12 protein-coding genes are annotated in these 21544 nt (G+C 59.5%); 6 read left to right on the top strand and 6 right to left on the bottom strand.

Features of this window, described 5'->3' with window-relative positions; genetic code table 11:
• Window positions 1–209 precede the first annotated feature (209 nt).
• Window positions 210–563, bottom strand: coding sequence for a response regulator (locus RGV33_RS17090; protein WP_322145276.1), 354 nt, complete (start codon window positions 561–563; stop codon window positions 210–212).
• Between the two features lie 229 nt (window positions 564–792).
• Window positions 793–4173, bottom strand: coding sequence for a hypothetical protein (locus tag RGV33_RS17085; protein WP_322145275.1), 3381 nt, complete (start codon window positions 4171–4173; stop codon window positions 793–795).
• A gap of 458 nt (window positions 4174–4631) precedes the next feature.
• On the opposite strand from RGV33_RS17085, the gene RGV33_RS17080 reads away from it, so the two are divergent.
• The 6 genes from RGV33_RS17080 (at window position 4632) to RGV33_RS17055 (ending at window position 15443) form a co-directional block, all read left to right on the top strand.
• Window positions 4632–8129 carry a response regulator gene (locus RGV33_RS17080; protein ID WP_322145274.1) on the top strand — a complete coding sequence of 1166 codons (3498 nt, stop codon included), beginning with the start codon at window positions 4632–4634 and terminating at the stop codon, window positions 8127–8129.
• The gene (locus tag RGV33_RS17075) at window positions 8130–8945 is read left to right on the top strand and encodes a protein-glutamate O-methyltransferase CheR (RefSeq protein WP_322145273.1); all 816 of its coding nucleotides are present in this window, start codon (window positions 8130–8132) and stop codon (window positions 8943–8945) included.
• A complete protein-coding gene (locus tag RGV33_RS17070) occupies window positions 8942–9541 on the top strand; it encodes a chemotaxis protein CheB (RefSeq protein ID WP_322145272.1) in 600 nt (199 codons plus the stop codon). Before RGV33_RS17075 ends, RGV33_RS17070 begins: the two co-directional genes overlap by 4 nt.
• Entirely contained in the window at window positions 9535–10728 is a 1194-nt protein-coding gene (locus RGV33_RS17065; protein WP_322145271.1) for a hybrid sensor histidine kinase/response regulator, read from the top strand. Before RGV33_RS17070 ends, RGV33_RS17065 begins: the two co-directional genes overlap by 7 nt.
• A gap of 78 nt (window positions 10729–10806) precedes the next feature.
• Window positions 10807–11184 (top strand): response regulator, encoded by a 378-nt coding sequence (locus RGV33_RS17060; RefSeq protein ID WP_010171103.1) that lies wholly within the window; start codon window positions 10807–10809, stop codon window positions 11182–11184.
• Between the two features lie 131 nt (window positions 11185–11315).
• On the top strand, window positions 11316–15443 hold the full coding sequence (locus tag RGV33_RS17055) for a hypothetical protein (RefSeq protein WP_322145270.1): 4128 nt from the start codon (window positions 11316–11318) through the stop codon (window positions 15441–15443).
• 31 nt (window positions 15444–15474) lie between these two features.
• Here the strand turns inward: RGV33_RS17055 and RGV33_RS17050 are convergent, their stop codons facing one another.
• The 4 genes from RGV33_RS17050 to RGV33_RS17035 form a co-directional block, all read right to left on the bottom strand.
• Entirely contained in the window at window positions 15475–17157 is a 1683-nt protein-coding gene (locus tag RGV33_RS17050; protein ID WP_322145269.1) for a response regulator, read from the bottom strand.
• The gene (locus RGV33_RS17045) at window positions 17154–18656 is read right to left on the bottom strand and encodes an ATPase domain-containing protein (RefSeq protein ID WP_322145268.1); all 1503 of its coding nucleotides are present in this window, start codon (window positions 18654–18656) and stop codon (window positions 17154–17156) included. The genes RGV33_RS17050 and RGV33_RS17045 overlap by 4 nt, the downstream gene beginning before the upstream one ends.
• Before the next feature lie 110 nt (window positions 18657–18766).
• Window positions 18767–19825 (bottom strand): tetratricopeptide repeat protein, encoded by a 1059-nt coding sequence (locus RGV33_RS17040; RefSeq protein WP_322145267.1) that lies wholly within the window; start codon window positions 19823–19825, stop codon window positions 18767–18769.
• Window positions 19826–19900: 75 nt separating this feature from the next.
• The gene (locus RGV33_RS17035; protein ID WP_322145266.1) at window positions 19901–20791 is read right to left on the bottom strand and encodes a bestrophin family protein; all 891 of its coding nucleotides are present in this window, start codon (window positions 20789–20791) and stop codon (window positions 19901–19903) included.
• Between the last annotated feature and the right edge of the window lie 753 nt (window positions 20792–21544).

The raw sequence follows: 21544 nt of genomic DNA, 5'->3' as shown, positions 1-21544 counted from the left end.
CCCGATAGCGCGCTTATGCAGGCCGGCGGGTTGCCCTTATTCGCTAATACTTGTAGGACATGTCGTTTGAAGCTAGCAGCAAATTTCAGACTCGCTAGTGCTTCTAAAGAATTAGTTGTTTGGTAGGGGGGCGCGTCACAGAAATTTCTGAAGGGGGCAGGCCGCTGAAAATGCGGCCTTTGCCTGGCGGCACTGAAGGGAGGAGGTGATCAGGCGAGTATGGATTTTACTTTGTCGCGCAACTGGTCAATCGAGAACGGTTTGCCGATCACGTGCATGTCGGCGGGCGCGTCGATGTTTTCGGCATAGCCACTGGCAAACAGGATGGGCAGGGCGGGACGTGATGCCCGGGCCTTTTGGGCCAGCTCCTTGCCGTCCATGTCCGGCAAACCGACATCGGTCATCATCAAGTTGATCGCTAACCCGTCTGTGTTGATGATGCTCAGGGCTTGCTCGGCGTCTGCTGCTTCAAGTACATGGTATTCCAGCTCTTCAAGCACATCGACGATCAACATGCGCACGATGTCGTCGTCTTCGACTACAAGAATGGTGGAGGCTGGCATAGTGAGGGTTCCCGAACAATTGAGGTACAGGTCTTGATCAGTTGAAAGACCATCCTCTAATGAGTCGCGTCAATCCCGGCAAGTTCCCGAAACAGGGACGGTATTGTGGAGGTATTGGCGGGGAATGTCTCGTGCGCTCGACGATTGAGCCGGGAGGGCCGTTATCCGCGCTTCGCGCACAGCGCTGGCGCCCCTACAGTAGGGGGGGGCGCCAGCGCCAGGCCAGGGATTAAACGCGGGTGTTGAACAGGCGACTGACGCTCGTGACGTCTTTAGTGGTGTTCATCAAGTCCAGTTCACTGAACTCGACCACCCTGTATTCCGGGACCGCGCGATTGACCCCATAAGGTTCGAGCAACGCGCTGGTTTTACCGCTGTTCAATAGGCTTTCCAGGCCTTTTTCCATCGATTGCTGGGTGGGGAACTTTGCCAGCCCAAAATTCGGGTCGAAGTAAAACCAATGTTTCTGGTTGTTTTCGACCACCACACCCGCCGTCAACCCATGCCCCTCGTCTCGGATCAACAAGGTCTTAGACCTTGGCGATGTGCCGAGTTCGGAAATAATCGAAAGGTGGGAAATCTGAAGCGGGTCCTGCGTTCCATGGAACTGATTCTTCAAAATGTCCTGGAAGTTGGTCAGGTTGTTGCGAAACTTGATGGCGGCTGGCAGGTTCGGATTCGCAATGGCCGAAAAGAAATTCTCAATCAATACGTGCTCCCTTTTTTCCTGAATCGCCAGCGCCATGGCATTTGACAGTGCTGCACATTCACCTTTTGAAAGCAGGTCCGTCTGGCTCAGGTAGAAACCCTGTGGCATTGCAGTGGTGACACCGCCGGCAGCCGTTACTTCATTGTTGAAATATTTGAAGTTATTCAGGCTTACCTCGACGCGGTTTTTTTCGATCAGCCTGAACAACGTCCCTATGTCCTCTGGCGCGTGGCCACCCGCAACGGTTAATTCCTTGAGTTGATTTAACGTCATGCTCGGATAGTAGCCATTAATAGTGTCCGGGTTGCCGGTGTCATAGCCCTTCTTGAATGCGTCGCCATCTATTGCCTTTGCCTGGCTGGTTACTTTTTCAAAGACCAGCGGCAATTCCGGGGTGGGCACGTTCGGCGCCACAACACTACTCAGCCAACTATTAAAGTGGCGGATGCCCTGGACATTGCCCTCGATGGCCGCGACCTTTGGAACAAAGCCCTCCAGAGGGGGGCCGTAGGGGCGCATTTTGTCTGCATCAAAGGCATACCACTTGCCTTTTTGCAGGACTGCGCCGCCCTCGACAGTGCTTTCTGCGACATTGAGGGTGCCAATGGCGGCGGTGTTGTAGTGATTGCTGGCGGCTTTCAACAGGTCATAGCTACCGCTCGCACCCTTGAGTTTATTGATCCCTTTGCCAGCGAGTTTTGCGCCGCCCGCAATCAAGTCCCCTAAGCCGTCCAGCGGGTTAAACGCGCCGACGGTGGTTGCCCCGACGATTTTCGTCACCTTCAGTGCCTTTGCAGCCAGGGAAAGGGTTTGGCCCGCGACCTTCACCACCTTGGCTGCTGCGGCCGCGCCGGCGGTGACAAAACCGAATACGTCCATTAACAGGTCGGTCGCGCCGTCCAGGTAATGGCCGTTCTGGAAATTGACAATTGCTGAACGCAACGGAATCAGGTCCAGGAAAAAGTTCGTGACGTTCCACTCGGTTGCGTTCTGTTGGTCGAACGCCGTTACACCTGCGGCATGACTCTTTACGTCGGCACTGTCGATATCCAGGTGCTCAACGAAGGCATCTGCGATGGCCTGGGTGCGAGGGCTGGAGAAACTGGCGGGGATCACCGATGGGCCCGCCGCCGGTGTTCGACCAAATTGCGCGGCATCGACGCCCTTGGGGATAAACGGCTGCGTCTTGAAGATCGTATTCGCCTGTCGCGCTTTCTCGGTGGTCAGTTCCGAGGCCGGGACTTTCTTGATGTGGCCCTTGTGCAGGTCAATTTCATAAACGGTGTCGTGGTTGCCACTGGCCTTCATCCACACCCTCTTATCGGTTTCCTTGAGGGTGCGCGTGGTGAAATTCGTGCCCAATGTGTAGGTTTTTTTCTGAAAAAACTCGATCCCTGCAGATTCCAGATGCTGCCTGTCCGCCAATGGCAAGTGTGCAATAAGGTGTTTGACCGTGGTGCCAATCCCCGTTTTGCGGGAAGTGATCGCCTGCGCATACTGCGTGTCGAAGGTGCTGTTCACATCGAGTTTCAGGGGCTTGGCTGCCGTCGCTTCAAGAATGCGCGGGTCTTCACTCTCCCATTTGTATTGTTCCAGCCCGCTCATCGCGATATCCAGCATCGAAAACCGACCTGCAGGGGCACGATTAGGATCGTAAAGTGGCTGGATTGACGGTTGTTTGCTGTCGACCACCGCCAGGAGCTTTTCTTCAAAAGGCACATTTTCGCCAAACCGTTCCTTCAGCTTTGCCAGGGCAATGTCCTTGCGGCTTGGAATTTCAACTTCCAATAACCTGGACGCTTCCCTGCGTTGGGTCATCTGTTGATTGAAGGCGGCCCTGACTGTCTCCAGGTCCGCAGGGCTGTAATCGTCATCGGCTTTTTCGGCAAGAATGCCGTTGGCCACGCCCCAGTTCGCCAGCGCGGATGCCTGGGCATGGCGGGTGGCGTCAAGGTCCTGCAGGCCTGCGTTTTCAGCCGCAGACATGACTTGGGCATAAGTCATGTTCGGGACCTTTCCCGGGGTTTGCGCTTCGATGGTCGCCGCCGCGACGGCCAGGCTGACCCAGGCCATGCTGCCGTAGGTCACGCTGTCCGGTATGTGCTTGACCAAAAACTCGGGGGCCTTCCTTGCCAACAACAAGTACGCGCCGGCCCCGGCCATCTCAGGCGAGGTTCTGGTGCCTTCCTGCAAATGGTCGCGCAGGCCGTCGAGCACTGCGGACGCGGGTTTGCCCCAGTGATCGGGTTGGGCCAAGTCGAAACCGGCCACCTTGTTTCGGTGAGGCGTGGCGATGGACTCTGGGTCCAGCACCAGATTCATGGCCGTGAGGACGTATTCATTGACGCTTGTCTCGGAGCCGATCCCGTTCAGTTTTGTTTGCATGGCTTGGCCAAGCGCTTGCCCGCGTGGGGAGCTGACCAGGGTTTCCAGTACGTGTGCTGGGTCCTGCAACGTTTCGGCAGAAACCGCCGTGGGGTGGTTCAAGAACTCCAGCACGCCAACGGCGGCACCCTGTTGTGGCGAGTTCGGGTGGCTGCCGGCGTAGCGCATGGCGTCGATCAGCAACACGCGCTGCCCGCTGACACTCAGCGGGACGGGCCATGACAAGCCACCGCCAAAATTGCCGAGAGGGTGTACCAGCGCTTTGTCACCCACCGAGTGCGCCAGGCCTGTGAGTGAGAAGTGGCTGGCAGGCAAACTCAGCCCAAGGGAGCCGATGAAGCTTGCAAGGGTGGCCGCGCTGCCTGCCTGTGTGGCGTAGGAGGAGTCCGGATGAATGTCCAGCGGCGTGCTTTGCAGGGCCGCCTGCACCGCCTGAGGGGTGGCGTTTACGCCCAGCCGCGTCGCGACGTCGTTGAGCTTTTGCCCCAGGGTTCGCAAGTTTTGCCGGTCGCCCAACGCAGCCTTGAGGCCAGGTTTGCGGTGCAACGCAGTGACGGGTTGCGGGCTGGGCACGCCCTGAGTGGGCGCAAGGCCGAGCGGTGGTCGGTGGCTGGATCCTTCAGGGGTCGGTATCGCGGCTGGCTGCGGGGCTGCGAGAGGGAGTTGTGGTGAGGCGGTGCCAAGACTAAGCATAGGGGGATACCTTGTTTGTTGATGAGATACGCGCCTTCTAAAAGGAGGTTCCCTGTTCCCAAGACGCCTTATTGGGTGGGCGGCCCCCCCGTCAAGGTTCCTGCGTCAGGCCCGTTGTTATGTAAGAAGCGAAGTCAATGTCTGCGTGTAAAAGCGACACTGAGGGCCAGTGATTTCAATGAGTTAACGAATGTTTCTGGTCACTGGCGGCAGAAAAATAGCGTTCAAGCGTAACTTTGGGGCAAACTCCTCGTTTTTCCGCATTTGGCCAAGGCATGCCCATGACTCCCGCGTCGTCCGTCGATGAGAAAAACTTCCGTAAATTGCTGGGCCGCAACGTGGCGTTGCCGCTGGGTGTCGGTGTGTTCAGCGCGGTGTTTTTCGTCTGTTTGATCACCTACCTGTTGTCGGTGATTCAGTGGGTCGAGCACACCGACCGGGTGATCAACAACCTCAACGAAACCTCCAAACTGACGGTGGACCTGGAAACCGGCATGCGCGGCTTCCTGATCACGGGCGATGAGCATTTCCTGGACCCGTACGAGGTGGCCAAGCCGCGGATCATTTCTGACTTGCGCAATTTGCAGGCGCTGGTGGCAGACAATCCGGAGCAGGTGGATCGGCTCAAGCGCCTGGAGTCGCTGCAATTGGCGTGGAACACCTACGCCCAGTCGATGATTGATATGCAGCGCCAGAACGGTGATTACCGCACCGCCGTGAAAGCCGGGCGGGGCAAAAGCCTGACGGACGAGATTCGCAAGGAGTACGACCGGGCGGTGGCGATGGAGCAACAGTTCCGCATCACCCGTAATGAAGATGTCACTCGCACCACCATCATCAGCGTCTCGTTGTATCTGGTGTTTGTGCTGGGCCTGAGCGCTATCCTTGCGTATGTCGGCAGGAAGAATTTACTAGAGCTTTCAACAAGCTACAGCGAAAACCTGATGTCACAACAGAGGATCGCCAAACGCCTTGAGCAGCAAGCCTGGTTGCGCAACGGCCAGACCGAACTGGCCGAGCAGGTACTGGGCCAGTTGAGCCTGAACATGCTGGGCCGCAACGTCCTGCAGTTCTTCGCGCAATACATGGGCTCGGCAGTGGCGGCGCTGTACGTGCGTGAAGAACACGGTGGCCTCACGCGCGTGGCCACCTATGGCTTCTCCCGCGAGCAAGAGCAGCAGGAGCAATCGATCTATAACGACGAAGGTATCGTCGGCCAATCCGCCCGGCAGGACCGCCTGATTCGCCTGGACGATGTGCCGGTGGACTACTTCAAAGTCAGTTCGGGCCTTGGCGAAGGTTCGACCCGCAGTGTGCTGGTAGTACCGACCAGCGACGATGGCCGGGTCAACGGCGTGATTGAGCTGGGCTTCCTGCGCGCGCTGGACGAGCGTGACATCGAATTGCTCGAATTGATTGCCGACAACATCGGCACTTCCATCGAAGCCGCCCGGTATCGCCAGCGCCTGCAGGAAGTACTGGCTGAAACCCAGCAACTCAATGAAGAGCTGCAAGTGCAGCAGGAAGAACTCAAGACCGCCAACGAAGAGCTGGAGGAGCAATCACGCATCCTCAAGGAATCCCAGGCGCACCTGGAAACCCAGCAGGCAGAACTGGAACAGACCAACGAACAATTGGCCGAACAGACCCAGACCCTGGCCGAGCAGCGCGACGCCATGGACCAGAAGAACGTGCTGCTCAACCGCGTACAGGTCGAGCTGGAAGAGCGCGCCGATGAATTGCAGCGCTCGAGCAAGTACAAGTCCGAGTTCCTCGCCAACATGTCCCACGAGCTGCGCACGCCGCTCAACAGCTCGCTGATCCTGGCCAAGTTGCTGGCCGAGAACCCCCAGGACAATCTCAGCGCCGAACAGGTCAAGTTTGCCGAGTCGATCTACTCGGCCGGCAATGACCTGCTCAACCTGATCAATGACATTCTCGACATCTCCAAGGTCGAGGCCGGCAAACTGGAAATGCGCCCGGAGAATTCCAGCGTGGCGCGCCTGGTGGACGGTTTGCGCGGGATGTTCGAACCGCTCGCCGCCGACCGCAAGCTGGGGTTCCAGGTGCAAGTGCAGGAAGGTTCGCCGCACATGCTGTTCACCGACCGCCAGCGCCTGGAGCAGATTCTGAAAAACCTGCTGTCGAATGCGCTCAAGTTCACCGAAAAGGGCGAGGTCAGCCTGACGGTCTCCCGCCAGCCGGGGGAGGGCATTGCCTTTACCGTGCGCGACTCCGGGATTGGTATCGCCCCGGACCAGCAGGAAAGCATCTTCGAAGCCTTCCGCCAGGCCGACGGCACCACCAACCGCCGTTACGGCGGCACCGGCCTGGGCCTGTCGATCTCCCGCGACCTGGCAAACCTGTTGGGCGGCTACATCAGCGTCACCAGCGAGCCGGGCCAGGGCAGTGTGTTTACCCTGGTGGTGCCGGAACACTATGTGGAGCGTGAGGAAGACGCCCCGATGATCGAAGCCCCGCGTGCCGTCGTCCCTGCGCCGGCGCCGGCGCCGATCAAGGTGTCGCCGATGCCGATCGCCCATGAAGCGCTGATCCCGCGCTTTATCGACGACCGTGACAAGGCCCCGTTCACCACCCGCTGCATCCTGGTGGTGGAGGATGAGCCGAACTTCGCCCGCATCCTGTTCGACCTGGCCCACGAACTGGGCTACCACTGCCTGGTGGCTCATGGGGCAGATGAAGGCTATGCCCTGGCGGAGCAATACATTCCCGACGCGATCCTGCTGGACATGCGCCTGCCCGACCATTCGGGGCTCACCGTGCTGCAACGCCTCAAGGAACACGCCGGCACCCGCCACATCCCGGTGCATGTGATTTCCGTGGAAGACCGCGTCGAAGCCGCCATGCACATGGGCGCGATCGGCTATGCGGTCAAGCCGACCACCCGCGAAGAGCTCAAGGACGTGTTCGCCCGCCTGGAAGCCAAGCTGACCCAGAAGGTCAAGCGCATCCTGCTGGTGGAAGACGACGACTTGCAGCGTGACAGCATCGCGCGCCTGATCGGCGACGATGACATCGAGATCACCGCCGTAGGCTTCGCCCAGGAAGCCCTGGACCTGCTGCGCAGCCATATCTACGACTGCATGATCATCGACCTCAAGCTGCCGGACATGCTCGGCAACGAGCTGCTCAAGCGCATGTCCACCGAGGATATCTGCTCGTTCCCGCCGGTGATCGTCTACACCGGGCGCAACCTGACCCGCGATGAAGAGGCCGAGCTGCGCAAGTACTCGCGCTCGATCATCATCAAGGGCGCGCGTTCTCCCGAACGGCTGCTGGACGAGGTCACACTCTTTCTGCACAAAGTCGAATCCCAGTTGTCCCATGAACGCCAGACGATGCTCAGGACCGCCCGCAGTCGCGACAAGGTCTTCGAGGGCCGCAAGGTGCTGCTGGTGGACGATGATGTACGCAATATTTTCGCCTTGACCAGCGCGCTGGAACACAAGGGCGCGGTGGTCGTGATTGGCCGTAACGGCCGCGAGGCGATCGAAAAACTCAATGAAGTCGACGACATCGACCTGGTGCTGATGGACGTGATGATGCCGGAAATGGACGGTTACGAGGCCACTGCCTTGATCCGCCAGGACCCGCGCTGGCGCAAGCTGCCGATCATCGCGGTAACGGCCAAGGCCATGAAGGACGATCAGGAGCGCTGCCTCGCGGCCGGCTCCAATGATTACCTGGCCAAGCCCATCGACCTGGACCGGTTGTTCTCTTTGATTCGCGTGTGGTTACCCAAGATGGAACGGATTTAATTGGAACGAAGCACTGACATCGAACTGCGCTTGTTGATTGAGGCGATTTACCTCAAGTACAGCTATGACTTTCGTGATTACTCCGGCGCCTCGGTCAAGCGCCGCGTGGCCCATGCCCTGCGCCAGTTCGACTGCAATACCATCTCGGCCTTGCAGGAGCGGGTGTTGCATGACCCGACGGCGTTCATGCAGTTGCTGCAGTTTTTGACGATTCCGGTGAGCGAGATGTTTCGCGACCCGTCGCACTTCCTGGCGATTCGCCAGGAAGTGGTGCCCCTGCTCAAGACCTACCCGTCGATCAAGATCTGGATTGCCGGCTGCAGCACCGGGGAGGAGGTGTATTCCATGGCCATCCTGCTGCGTGAGGAAGGCTTGCTGGAGCGCACGATCATCTACGCCACCGACATCAATCCCCGGTCTCTGGAAAAAGCCAAGCAGGGGATTTTTTCGCTTGAGAACATTCGCGCCTATACCCATAACTACCAGCAGGCCGGTGGGCAACGCTCGTTTGCCGATTACTACACCGCGGCCTACGATCATGCGATCTTCGACAAGACCCTGCGGGAGAACGTGACGTTTGCCGACCACAGCCTGGCGACCGACAGTGTCTTTTCAGAAACTCAATTAATTTCGTGTCGTAACGTACTGATTTATTTCAATAAAAAGTTGCAGGATAGGGCGTTTGGGTTGTTTCATGAGTCGCTGTGTCATCGCGGCTTCCTGGTGCTGGGCAGTAAGGAAACCCTGGATTTCTCTGCCTACAGCAAACAGTTCGAACCCTTGGTCAAGCAAGAACGGATCTACCGAAAATTATGAATGAAGCTGGTGCCAGCCCGGTGTCCGGGATCGAAGCCATTGTGATCGGCGCTTCCGCAGGCGGTGTCGAGGCGTTGCTGAACGTTTTTGGCGAATTGCCCGCCAGCTTCGCCTTGCCGATTATCACCGTGCTGCACCTGCCGGACGAGCGCCGCAGCCAATTGGCGCAAGTGTTCGACCGGCGCGTGTCGATGCAGGTCGTGGAGGCGCGCGACAAGGAAGTGATCCTGCCCGGCACCCTGTATTTCGCCGGCCCGGGTTATCACTTGTCGGTGGAACACGACCGCAGCCTGTCACTGAGCCAGGAAGACCGCGTGCACCATTCCCGGCCGGCGATTGACTACCTGTTCGAGTCGGCTGCCGACGTCTATGGCAAGGGCCTGCTGGCGATCCTGTTGACAGGGGCCAACCAGGACGGGGCCCGTGGCCTGGCCCACGTCAAGCAGTGCGGCGGCATCACGGTGGTGCAAGACCCCTCAGAGGCGCGCGTTGCCATCATGCCCCGGGCCGCGCTGGCACTGCATACACCCGACCATATTCTTCCCTTGAGCCGCATCGCCCAGTTGCTGGCTTCCCTGGAATCTTCCCCATGTTAAGTACTGTCCAGGCCAAACTGCTGATCGTCGACGATCTGCCGGAAAACCTGTTGGCCCTTGAAGCGCTGATCAAGCGCGAAGACCGTCAGGTCTACAAGGCGTTGAGCGCCGACGAGGCTTTGTCGCTGCTCCTTGAACACGAGTTTGCGATGGCCATCCTCGACGTGCAGATGCCCGGCATGAACGGCTTCGAGCTGGCCGAACTGATGCGCGGCACCGAAAAGACCAAGAACATCCCCATTGTGTTTGTCAGCGCCGCCGGCCGTGAACTCAACTATGCGTTCAAGGGTTATGAAAGCGGCGCCGTGGACTTCCTGCACAAGCCGCTGGATATTCATGCGGTCAAGAGCAAGGTCAATGTGTTTGTCGACCTGTACCGCCAGAGCAAGGCCATGAAGCAGCAGGTTGAAGCCCTGGAGCACAGCCGCCGCGAGCAGGAAGCCTTGCTCACGCGTTTGCAGGCCACCCAGGCTGAACTGGAGCAGGCCGTGCGTATGCGCGATGACTTCATGTCGATCGTCGCCCACGAAGTACGCACGCCCCTCAACGGGCTGATCCTGGAGACCCAGTTGCGCAAAATGCACCTGGCCCGGGACAACGCTGCGGCGTTCACCCTGGACAAGATGCACGCCATGGTCGACCGCGATGAGCGGCAGATCCAGAGCCTGATCCGCCTGATCGAAGACATGCTCGACGTGTCGCGCATCCGTACCGGCAAACTGTCGATTCGCCCCGGCCGCTTTGACCTGACGCAACTGGTGCATAACCTGCTGGAGAACTTCGCCCCGCAAGTGGCGGCCGCCGAGTCGTCGGTGACTTGGGTCGAGGAAGGGCCGGTGGAAGGCAATTGGGATGAGTTTCGTATCGAACAGGTGGTGTCCAACCTGTTGACCAATGCCTTGCGCTACGGAGCCAAGAGCCCGGTCGAAGTGCGGGTGTATGCCGCGCATGGCGAAGCGCGGGTCGAGGTGCGTGACCACGGCATCGGCATCAGCGAAGAAAACCAGAAGCGTATCTTCCAGCAGTTCGAGCGCGTGTCGGCCAGCCACGCGGTGGCTGGCCTGGGCCTGGGGCTGTTTATCTCCGAACAGATTATTGCGGCCCACGGCGGTACTATCGAAGTGGAAAGCCGGATAGGCGAGGGCGCCTTGTTTCGTGTGTGCCTGCCACTGGAGGCCGGGGCATGAAATCAATCGTGAATCCGACGCAACCTCTGCGTGACCCTATGGTCGTATCAGCAGCAATTGACCGGACAAAGGCTTCCCATGAGTGAAGATGCGCAAGATGTGGTGCTGATCGTCGAAGATGACGAATCGATTATGTTTGTGTTGGGCGAATACCTGTCGGGCCTCGGGTATCGGGTGTTGAAGGCGATTGACGGTGAGCAGGCGTTTGAAATCCTGGCCACCAAGCCGCACCTGGACCTGATGGTGACCGATTACCGCCTGCCAGGCGGCATCTCCGGGGTGCAGATTGCCGAACCCGCGATCAAGCTGCGACCCGAATTGAAAGTCATTTTTATCAGCGGCTACCCGCAGGAAATTCTCGACTGCAACAGCCCGATCACCCGCAACGCCCCGATCCTGGCCAAGCCGTTTGACCTGGACACGTTGCAGGAGCATATCCAGCGGTTGTTGGCCTGATACACATCCCGTCACTAAGCTTGCGCCCGTGAAATGGAATCGCGGGGCCTGTTCCCGGTACGAAAGATTATCCCCTAGCAGACGAAAAGGCGCTGCGCAGGATTTCTGACTGTATCGATGGAGTAGACCTCGTGACCATTTCCACTCGCACTGCGCGCCATGCCCCTGAACTTACAGCGCAACCGGATTCGACGCCAAGCACGCCCGCCGCCGTTCAGCTTCAGGGCGTCGTCGCAAACCGGGCGGCGGTGAACGAGGTGCCCCTCGATTCGCCCCGCGACAATGCCGATCGCCAGTTGGCGCGCAACTTTGCCCAGGGGCTGCGCCAGGTTACCGGAACGCCGGGGACGGATGGAGCCATCATGCTGGACATCCCGCCCCAATCCACGTTCGGGCAATGCTGGGCGTTGCTGTCGCGTGCGTTCAAGTCCCCGGATGTGGTGCAGTGGATGGCTGACATCCACCTGGACCCCTCATCGGTCAGTATCGAACCGTTTACCGGTCGACTGTATGGGCGGATCAACGGCCGTTTAGATGTCCTCACGCCCGGGCTGGGTGATCGCGGCTGGGCGAGTGTGAGCGGCCCTATTCGCCAGGCCATCGACAGCCTGGCGGGCAACAGTCCTCGTCCGATCAAGCCCGCAGTGCCCGGCAACACTCAGCGCGCGCCATTTGATCGGGTCAAGAGTTTTTACTTCGAGGGCAACCTGCCGGAATCCGGGCGCGCTCTACGTGCGCAGGAAATCGAGCGCAACAACGCGCCCTTGGCACTCGATGACGCTCACTTTGGCCCGATTAACGAGCAGCGCTCCGAGCAATCCCTTGATGTCCAAAAGGGCGTGCTGGGCGATATCGCGCTCAGGCACACGTTGTTGGAGAAATTGCTGGCGTTCGACCCGGACGACAACACCGCGCTGACCGAATACCTGCAGCACGTCACCATGGCCGTGCCTTCAGACTCCACGTATGGCCGCCAGACGGGAGTGGCGCACGCGACACTGGAAGACGTGCTCGCGGGCAATGGCTGGCGCCTGGCGGAAAACACAGAGCCGAAGATTCAGTTCGAAACCCTCGTCAACGCCCTGAATGCACCCGAATTGCCCGAGCAACGTGACGGCAATCTGGGAGGTGCGTTGTCTTGGCCAAGCCCTTTATCTGTCCAGGATCAAAAAGCGGTCTATAGCCACATCACCCACAATAACCTCGGCCTGCCTGGCCTGGAGGACCGCGACGCAGCACCCTCGCAGGTGCGTGATAAAGGTGCATTAGGCTACCTGGCGAAGGGCGTGCAATGGCTGCCGGGCGAACTGAAGAACCCGCGCAACGCACTGAACAAGATCCTCGAGTCTGACAAGGCCCTGGCGCTGGGGAAGGCGCTGCAAGGCAAGATGGGGGCAATTGGGACCGCCTCCAGTGCCAGAGAGTGGGCATTGACCGCGATTGTCCTCACGCTGGATTCCCAGAGCATTTATTCGCCGCAGCCCCACCATGTCGCAGGTTTTGACCTGGCGGCCACCGAAAATTACGGCCAGCCTGTCAGCGTGATTCAGCAGCGGCTGATCGATCACTTGGTGAGCACGCACAAAGCCAGCCCCGAAATGGCCCCGGTGGCGGCGATGATATTGCTCTCACGTGCCGCACCCGAGTTGCAGATAAAAGGTACTCCGCCCAACGTAACCTACGGTTCGTTGGCCTGGGTGAGCCTCAAGGCCGCAGTGGCGCGTATTGAAGCGACGAACCCCGGGGCCTCTGCCCAGATGACCTTTGCCCAGGTGGCGATGTTTGATGCCGTTGAGCCTGTCACGGATACGCAGCGCGACATCCAGAAGCAAGCGCAGCTGACCGCAGTGACCGAATGGGGGGAGATCAATGGAAGCCTATCGAAGCCTGGGCCTCACTCGCCGGCGCAGATCAACGCCACCCAGCAAGCATTGGCCCAACAGGGGCAGGCATTGATCGATGCCGATGAAGCGTTCAAAGCCCCTCTGCCGACCCAACGCAGTGTTGCATTGGCAGAGCTCAAGGCCGCGTTCGGCGACGCAATTCCCTTTGAAGAAAAATCGATTCGCAGCCAATACGTGAAAACGGACGCGCATCGACTGACGCCTTCGATCACCACGAACTCGCTTGGCGCGTATTCGGTGCTGGATATCTACCTGTCGAAGAAAACCCACGAGTCGACAGGGTGGCAGTCGGACAACGACCAGATCCCGATCAACAGCCTGTTAGCGCGCATTAAACAGCTGCCCGACCCCAAAGCTAAACATGCCGAGCAATTTGCGGCGTATAAAAGCAATATCGAAAAAGCCTATGTGTCGATTACCACGAACCTGATTGCCAACTTGCCCCTGGAGGATCGGAAGAATATCGAGTCGGGGGAAATAACCGTCTACAGGCAGGGTAAGGTTCTGCGTACGGTAACCACCACGCCAAATGGCTCCCATACCGCCGAGCAGGCAGAACCGCTGCAGTCGGATGGCAACAGGGGCCTGCTGATCAAGACTCACCGTGATGGCCAGGTGGCCTACTACGGGATGGACCCCCAAAACAACGCCATTACTCGCCGCGACGATGTGAAGGACACCTTCAAGCCAGGTATTCAAGGCGAGTGGGTAGAGCAGAAAAGTAACTCGGTACTCACAGAGTCTTACGCCAACACATCGATCGTCGAAGTGCGTCCCGATGCAGATGGCCGGGCCAAACAACAGGCGGGTAACCCTCCTGCGGGTAACCCCAAGTCATTCAGCAGTGCGCGAAGTGAGTACCTTGGGCAATTGCTCTCGCGTAATGCCACTGTGGCCCATCGGTTCGGTGAGCAGGAGGACGCCGCCAAAGCCGTCACCACCTTTGATGATGAGCAAGCGAAGCAATCGATGTGGCGCGAAATACTGTTGGGCTTCATACCCGGGCTTTCAGTGGTTCGCAATATCGTCAAAGGGGATTATGTCGCAGCCCTTGGGGATGTCATCTTTGATGGTGTGATGTATTTGGTGACGGCCGGTATCGCCAAAGGTGCGGGGGCATTGAAAAACGTGCGTGCTGCCAAACCCAGCCGCTTTGGCCACTCACTGTTCAAACGCTACACACCTGACGCGCGCGCCGCAGCCTACAACGGGTTCCTGGGCGACGTGACACCCTTGCGTGCAGTTATACCGGGCGCGCAGGCGCGCCAGGGCGCACGATTCACCAAGGCGCAGCTACAGGAAATTTCCCAGCGTACCGACCTGCATGTAGGCACATACACAGTACCCGGGAGTGACGTCACTGGCAGGACGGTGGCCAAGTTTGATTCGATAACCCATCAGTGGTTTCCTTACAACCCGGCAACTAAACAGCCCTATGGGCGCCCCTTGGACGGGTTTTCCGCCCTCGAACCCACCAACCTCGAGATCCGCTGGCGTGAGGTAACCACCAAGGCAGAGAACGGCCCTGACAAAACCAGCTTTCAGGAAGGCTACGTCCAGGGTGATCCAGCCAAGATTCCCGGTTATTCGTCGAAGATGATGTCTGCGCAAGTCAAAAAACTGGCAACCAAAGGAAATTTGTCCGCCCGGGATATAGGAACGCTGGCCAGGCAACATGAGCGCCTGGCGGTCCAGGCCAGCTTGAATGGCGCCAATCTATTCAATAACAAGGTGCGCGCTGCCGGCGGGCGCATTACCGCCATGCCGCAGTTATTTTACTTGAGCCAGACTCAGCCGTTGTCGCCGGGGGAATGTGCAGCGCTTTCGCACCTCATGGCGCTGGCGATGAAGAAGGGCAAGGCCCAAGTGCTGATTGACAATTTTTTTAAGGCCGCCGCCAATCCTACGGCAGCCGCGTCCAAAAAGTTCATTGCGACGCTGACGGTTCTGCAACGCAAAATCGGCGGGGCTACTGCATTCCACGGTATCAGCGACGTCAAGGCCAAGCCTTACACCGCCGTAGCTTCAGAGCTGTCGATGGCCACGCAATCGCAAACACTGATGTTTGGGGACAGTGGTCACGCGATGACTGCCGGGGTTGTCGTCAACGGAAATCAAAAATCGTTCTTCTTTTACGAACCCAATTATGGCCTGGCCCATTTCCCGGACGCGGCCAGCTTCCAGCGTGGGGTCAACGACATTTTTACCTCCCCCGACTTTTCCCGCAGGTACAAAACGGCGGGAGATGACCCCAAAGTGCTGGAGTTCAAGATCAGCCCCCAAAACGACAATACCGTATTCAAAACGGGGGTGGATGCCCGCGCATTGGAGGACATGTATACCGTCCAATTGTGAGCATCTGACAAGGCTCCCATGCCTCCCGGACCTACTCCGGGAGGTGTGCCTGAATCATCTCCCGCACTTTTGCCGTCAGCAAATCAAAGGTAAAAGGCTTGGTGATCATCTGCATGCCCGGGTCGAGAAAGCCGCCGCGCACCGCGGCGTGCTCTGCGTAGCCGGTGATAAACAGCACCTTCAAGTCCGGACGCACCTGCCGCCCGATTTCCGCCAGTTGCCGGCCATTCATTCCCGGTAAACCCACATCGCTGATCAACAGGTCAATCCGCTGGCTCGACTGGATGATCGGCATGGCGCCGTCGGCATCACCGGCTTCGACGAAGGCATAACCCAACTCGCTAAGGACGGCACTGACCAGCACCCTGACGGCGGGATCGTCCTCGACAATCAGTACCGTTTCACCCGCATTTGCAAATGGCAGCAGCGCCGGGTTGATCTGTTTGTCAGCCATCACCTCGCCGACAAACCGCGGCAGGAACAGGCTGACGGTGGTGCCTTGGCCCACCACGCTGTGAATCGTCACATGCCCATGGGATTGGCGGGCAAAGCCGTAGATCATCGACAACCCCAGCCCGGTCCCCTGGCCGATGGGTTTGGTGGTGAAGAACGGGTCGAATGCCCGGCTGATCACGCTGTCGGGCATGCCGCAGCCGGTGTCGCTGACGCTCAGTTCCACATAGTCGCCGGGGATGAGGGTGCCGTAGGCCGCGGTAAACACGCTGTCGAGGTGCCGGTTGGTGGTTTCCACCACCAGTTGGCCGCCGTTGGGCATGGCATCCCGGGCATTGATGGCCAGGTTGAGCAGGGCGCTTTCCAGTTGGTTGGGGTCGGCTTCGGCGGTCCATAGCTGTTCGGTCAGGCGGATGTCCAGGGCGATACTTTCATTGAGGCTGCGTTGCAGCAACTCGCCCATGGAGATCACCAGTTGATTGATCTGCACCGGTTTTGAATCCAGTGACTGGCGGCGGGAGAATGCCAGCAGCCGGTGGGTCAGCGCGGCAGCGCGGTTGGCCGACGTGACACCCAGGTCGATCAGGCTGTCGAGGTCCTCTGTGCGGCCCCGGGCCACGCGCCTTCGCAGCAGTTCCAGGCTGCCGATGATGCCGGTCAGCATGTTGTTGAAGTCATGGGCAATGCCGCCGGTCAGTTGACCGACAGCTTCCATCTTCTGCGACTGTCGCAAAGCTTCTTCGTTATTGCGCAACTGTGCGGTGCGTTCTTCTACCTGCTGTTCCAGGGTTTCCAGCGTACTTTGCAGGCGCTGTTCACTTTGGCTCAGGTCGATCAGGCGGTCGCGGGCCTCGTACTGCCGGCGCCGACCGCGCAGCGCTGTGGTCACAAGGCTGATCAAGGTGACCGGATGGAACGGGCGCTCCAGGAAGGTGACGTTGCCCAGCAGTACACTCAGGTGCGACGAACCGTTCTGTTCACTGCCGCCGTGGTGCGTCATCAACACAATGGGCAAGTCTGACCACGCCGGTTGCTGATGCAGGTGCGTGAGCAGGGGCTCCAGGTCGATACCGCGCATGGCTTCGGCGGCGATGACCAGCAGGCCGGCGCCGTGCTCCAGTTCGTCGCACAACATTTGCAAATGGCTGGCGATGATACCGTTGAAACCCGCCTCGTTGAGCATCATCAAGGCCAGGGAGCTGTCGCGGCCCAAAGGCGCAAGGATGATCGCCCGTTCGGTAATGGCCGGCAGGCCACTCATGAACTTTCATCCTTGAGCAGCGGGTTATCGGTACCCAGGTAGTTCGGCACGCCGCGCAGCACACCCTGGAAGGCATCGAGGGGTTCCCCAATGGTCATGCCCCGGCTGCCTATGCGGTATTCGCGAATCGTTGATTCATGGCTGCCGGTGCGTTTCTTGATGATCGAGATGGCCCGGCGGACTTTACCGAGGGCTTCGAAGTAGCGCAGCAGGATCACGGTGTCGGCCAGGTAAGTGATGTCTACCGGGGCCTGCATGTCGCCTACCAGGCCGTGTTGGGCGACGGTCATAAAGGTCGCCGCGCCACGTCGGTTGAGGTACAGCAGCAGCTCGTGCATATGCAGGATGAGGGCGTTTTCTTCCGGCATCGCGGCCTGGTAACCGTTGATGCTGTCGATCACTACAGTCTTGATGCCACGCTCATCCACGCAACGTCGCACCCGGTGGGAAAACTCGCCGGGGGACAATTCGGCGGCGTCTACCTGCTCGATCAGCAAGTTGCCGGTGTCTTGCAGGGCTTGCAGGTCGATGCCCATGTTCTTCATGCGTTCGAACAGCAGCCCCAACTCTTCATCAAAAATGAACAGCGCGGCTTTTTCGCCCCGACCCACGGCGGCTGCGGCGAAAATCATCGAGATCAGCGATTTGCCGGTGCCGGCCGGGCCCAGGATCAAGGTGCTGGAGCCGGTCTCGATCCCGCCGCCTAACAGTGCGTCCATCTCGTGGATGCCGCTGGTCAGGGTCTGGCGGTTATAGCCGCCACGGTGCTCGGCCGCTACCAGGCGGGGGAACACATGCACGCCGTCTTCCATGATGGTGAAGTCGTGAAAACCGCCGCGGTACTTTTGGCCACGGTACTTCACCACCCGCACACGGCGTCGTTCGGCGCCGTAGTTGGGGGTCAGTTCTTCCAGGCGAATTACCCCGTGGGCCACGCTGTGCACGGTCTTGTCGAGGGATTCGGTGGTGAGGTCGTCCAGCAGCAGGACCGTGGCGTCATAGCGCACGAAGTAGTGCTTGATCGCGAGGATCTGCCGGCGATAGCGCAGGGAGCTTTGCGCCAGCAAGCGAATTTCCGAAAGGCTGTCGATGACAACACGGGTGGGCTTGACCCGTTCCACCACTTCAAAAATCTGCCGGGTGGCTTCACCCAGCTCAAGGTCCGAGGAATACAGCAGGCTTTGCTGGTGCTCGGCGTTTAGCAGGCTTTCGGGCGGTGTCAGCTCAAAGATATGAATGTGCTCGTCCAGGTCCCAGCCGTGGGACTTGGCACCCTGGCGCAACTCGCGCTCGGTTTCTGACAGGGTGATGTACAGCGATCGTTCACCGTTTTTTGCTCCAGCCTGTAGGAAGTGCAGGGCCACCGTGGTTTTACCGGTGCCGGGCTCACCTTCCAGCAGGAACAAATGGCTACGGGAAAGCCCCCCGGCAAGAATGTCGTCCAGACCTTCAATACCAGTGGCCGCCTTTGCTGTGAACAGCTCTTTGGATGTAGACAAGAAGTGCCCTCGGGTCACGTATAAGTAGTAGGGAGCGCCCGTTGGGGCGCGCCATATTTACTTGACCGTGGCGCCGTGTGGCGGTTCAACGCTTTGTATCAATTTGGGCGTTACAGGCCTTGTTGCAGCGCCGGGTCATCTGGGTTCTGCTGTTCAAGCTGGGCCAGCAAGACCTGGACATTCTGCAACTGGCCGGTTTCTTTCCAGTAGTTGACCAGCAAGACCCGCGCCCTGCGATTGGCCGGGTTGCGCTGGACGATCTCTTCCAACTGGCGCTGGGCGGCGTCCAGTTCCTGCTGGGCATGCAGGGTGGTAGCCAGGTCGTAGCGGTAATCCTGATTGTTCGGCTCCAGCTCCACCGCCCGGGACAGACTGAGCAGGGCAAAGGCGCGCTCGCCATGATGCAGCAACCACATGCCCAGGGCATGTTGCAGGTAGGCCGAATCGGGATGGGCCTGCAGTTGCTTGGCCAGGAGCTGGCGTGACTCGTCGACCTTGCCCTGTTTATCCAGCAACTCGATTTGCGCCACCACCGCCTGCAGGTTGTCTGGTTGCAGGCGCATCGCCTGTTCCAGGGCATTTTGGGCATCGGGCAGCAGCGCGCTGTGAATGTACAGGCGGGCCAGTTGAATCCAGCCTTCGGGGCTTTCGGGTTGGGCTTTGAGCAACTTCACGTATTCGTCGAGCACTTGCTGCAACGGGCCGAAATACAGGCCCAGGGTGTCGGGAGACAGCCCCAGCAAGGCATTCGCCGCAGCAAACCTTACGCTTTGCTCCGGGTCGTCCAGCAGCGGCCCGAGCAACAGCGTGCGCTGGCCACTGGGCACCAGGCCGACGATGCTGTGAATGGCTGCCTCGCGCACCATTGGCGCGTCGTTGGCCAGGTCCTTGTCCGCCAGCTTCAGGGCCTGGGGGCTGGGATAGTTGGGCAGTTCGGCATGCAGGGCGGCGCGGCGCACATCGGACAGGTCCGGGCGGCCCAGTTGTTGATACAGCACGCGGGCGGCGCCGGCTTCGCCGTTATGCGCCTGCTTCAAAGCCTTGGCGTAACCGTGGGCGATGGCCGGGGGCACAACCACCGGTGGCGTGCGGGTGAAATACCAGGAGATCAGCACAATAAACAACAGGGCGCACAGGCCGACGATGGAGTAACGGCGTGACTTTGACATGCAGGCGTCCGAAAGCTTGGCAGCTAGTGCAAAGCCATCAGCTTCGGTCAGGTGATCGCGAGTGTCAAACGCGCATCACGTCAGCACGAACTCAATCGGCTCGAGGGCCGGCGGTAGCGCGGTTTCACCGAGGGCGGCGAGAATTTCGCGCTCCAGCGTGCGGACGATGGCGTTGCAGGGCAGGTCGTTTTCGTCGAAGCCGAAGGGGTCTTCGAGGTCGTCGCCGATTTCATCCAGGCCGAAGAAGGTGTAGCTGACGATCGCGGTAAAGATCGGCGTCAGCCAGCCCAGCGGCTCGGCCATGGCGAAGGGCAGCAGAATGCAGAACAGGTAGATGGTGCGGTGCAGCAGCAAGGTGTAGGGGAAGGGCAGCGGGGTGTGTTTGATGCGTTCGCAGGAGGCCTGGACCTGGCTCAGGCCGTACAGGCGGGTTTCCAGTTGGGTGTAGCGCCAGTCGCTGATGTGGCCTTGTTCGGCCAGTTTGGAGCAGCGGGCGCCGAGGTCTTGCAGGATGCTATCGGGGAGGTTCGGGTGGGTGGCTTCGACGTTGATCCAGGGTTGGATCGCCCGGGCTTCATCTTCCAGGCGCAAGCGGGCGATCAGGCCGTGGGCGAAACCGCACAGGCCACGCAGCAGGTGTTCACGTTCAGCGGGGTTGAAGATTTGGGTTTCGCGGATCAGTGAGCGCACTTCGATGATCATTTGGCCCAGTTGTTTGCGGCCGTCCCACCAGCGGTCGTAGCAGGCGTTGTTGCGAAAGCTCATGAAGATCGATAGCGACAGGCCGAGCAGTGTGAAGGGTGTGGCGTTGACCTTGGAGAAGTAGGCCGGGTGCAGGGTTTCCACCAGCACGATGACTGAGGCCAGGAGGGTGACCAGCAGGCTGCGCAGGGCGATGCGCTTGGCGATTGAGCCTTTTAGCGAGAACAGGATGCCGAGCAGGTTGGGTTTGGGACGGACGATCATGGGCGGGCTTCTTGGGTGGCGCAGGCCTCAAGCTTAGAAGCTTGGGGGTAGAGCGTCCAATCGTCTGTGCTGACTGGGTGATTGGTCGGGTCTATCGGGGGGGGCTTTTGGTGGTGTACATATCCGTTATTTAGGTCATGGCTACTTAGGGTTCCGCTCTTACAGCGGGTCACTTTTGGCAAACGCCCCAAAAGTAACCAAAAGGTCTTTGCCCCACCACTCGGTGCCTCGCTTAGGCTCGGCATGCCCGCACTCCGGCACGGTTCCGCGGGCCGCCGCGACGGGCCATCCATGGCCCGGCGCGGCTAAATCGGCATCCTTGCCGATTTACCCGCTCCACCGTGCCTGCTTGCGGCCATCGTGGTTGACGGGGCCTGCAGATCAAGGTCAACAGCAAGAGCACGGCGGCCTGAAAGCCGACCTGAGTGTTAAAAGCAAAAGCAAGGCGTAGGAGCTGGCTTGCCAGCGATGCAGGCAACTCGGTTTTCAGATACACCGAGGTGATGCCATCGCAGGCAAGCCAGCTCCCACATTGGAACCGTGCCTGCTTTAGCTTTTGATCTGGCTTTTAACACTCAAGCCGGCCTGTAGGCCGCTGTGTTCTTGATCTGTTGTTGATCTTGCTCTGACTGCCCCATTCAGCCCGAGGCCGAACGCAGGGATTGAGGAGCGGGTAAACCGGCAGGACGCCGGTTTAGCCGCGACGGGCCAGGGACGGGCCGTCGCGGCGGCCCGCGGAGCAATTCCGGAGTG

This window comes from Pseudomonas sp. Bout1, assembly GCF_034314165.1.
Lineage (GTDB): Bacteria > Pseudomonadota > Gammaproteobacteria > Pseudomonadales > Pseudomonadaceae > Aquipseudomonas.
The sequence above is the reverse complement of the archived record's forward strand: the minus strand, read 5'-3'. Positions and strand labels throughout refer to the sequence as shown.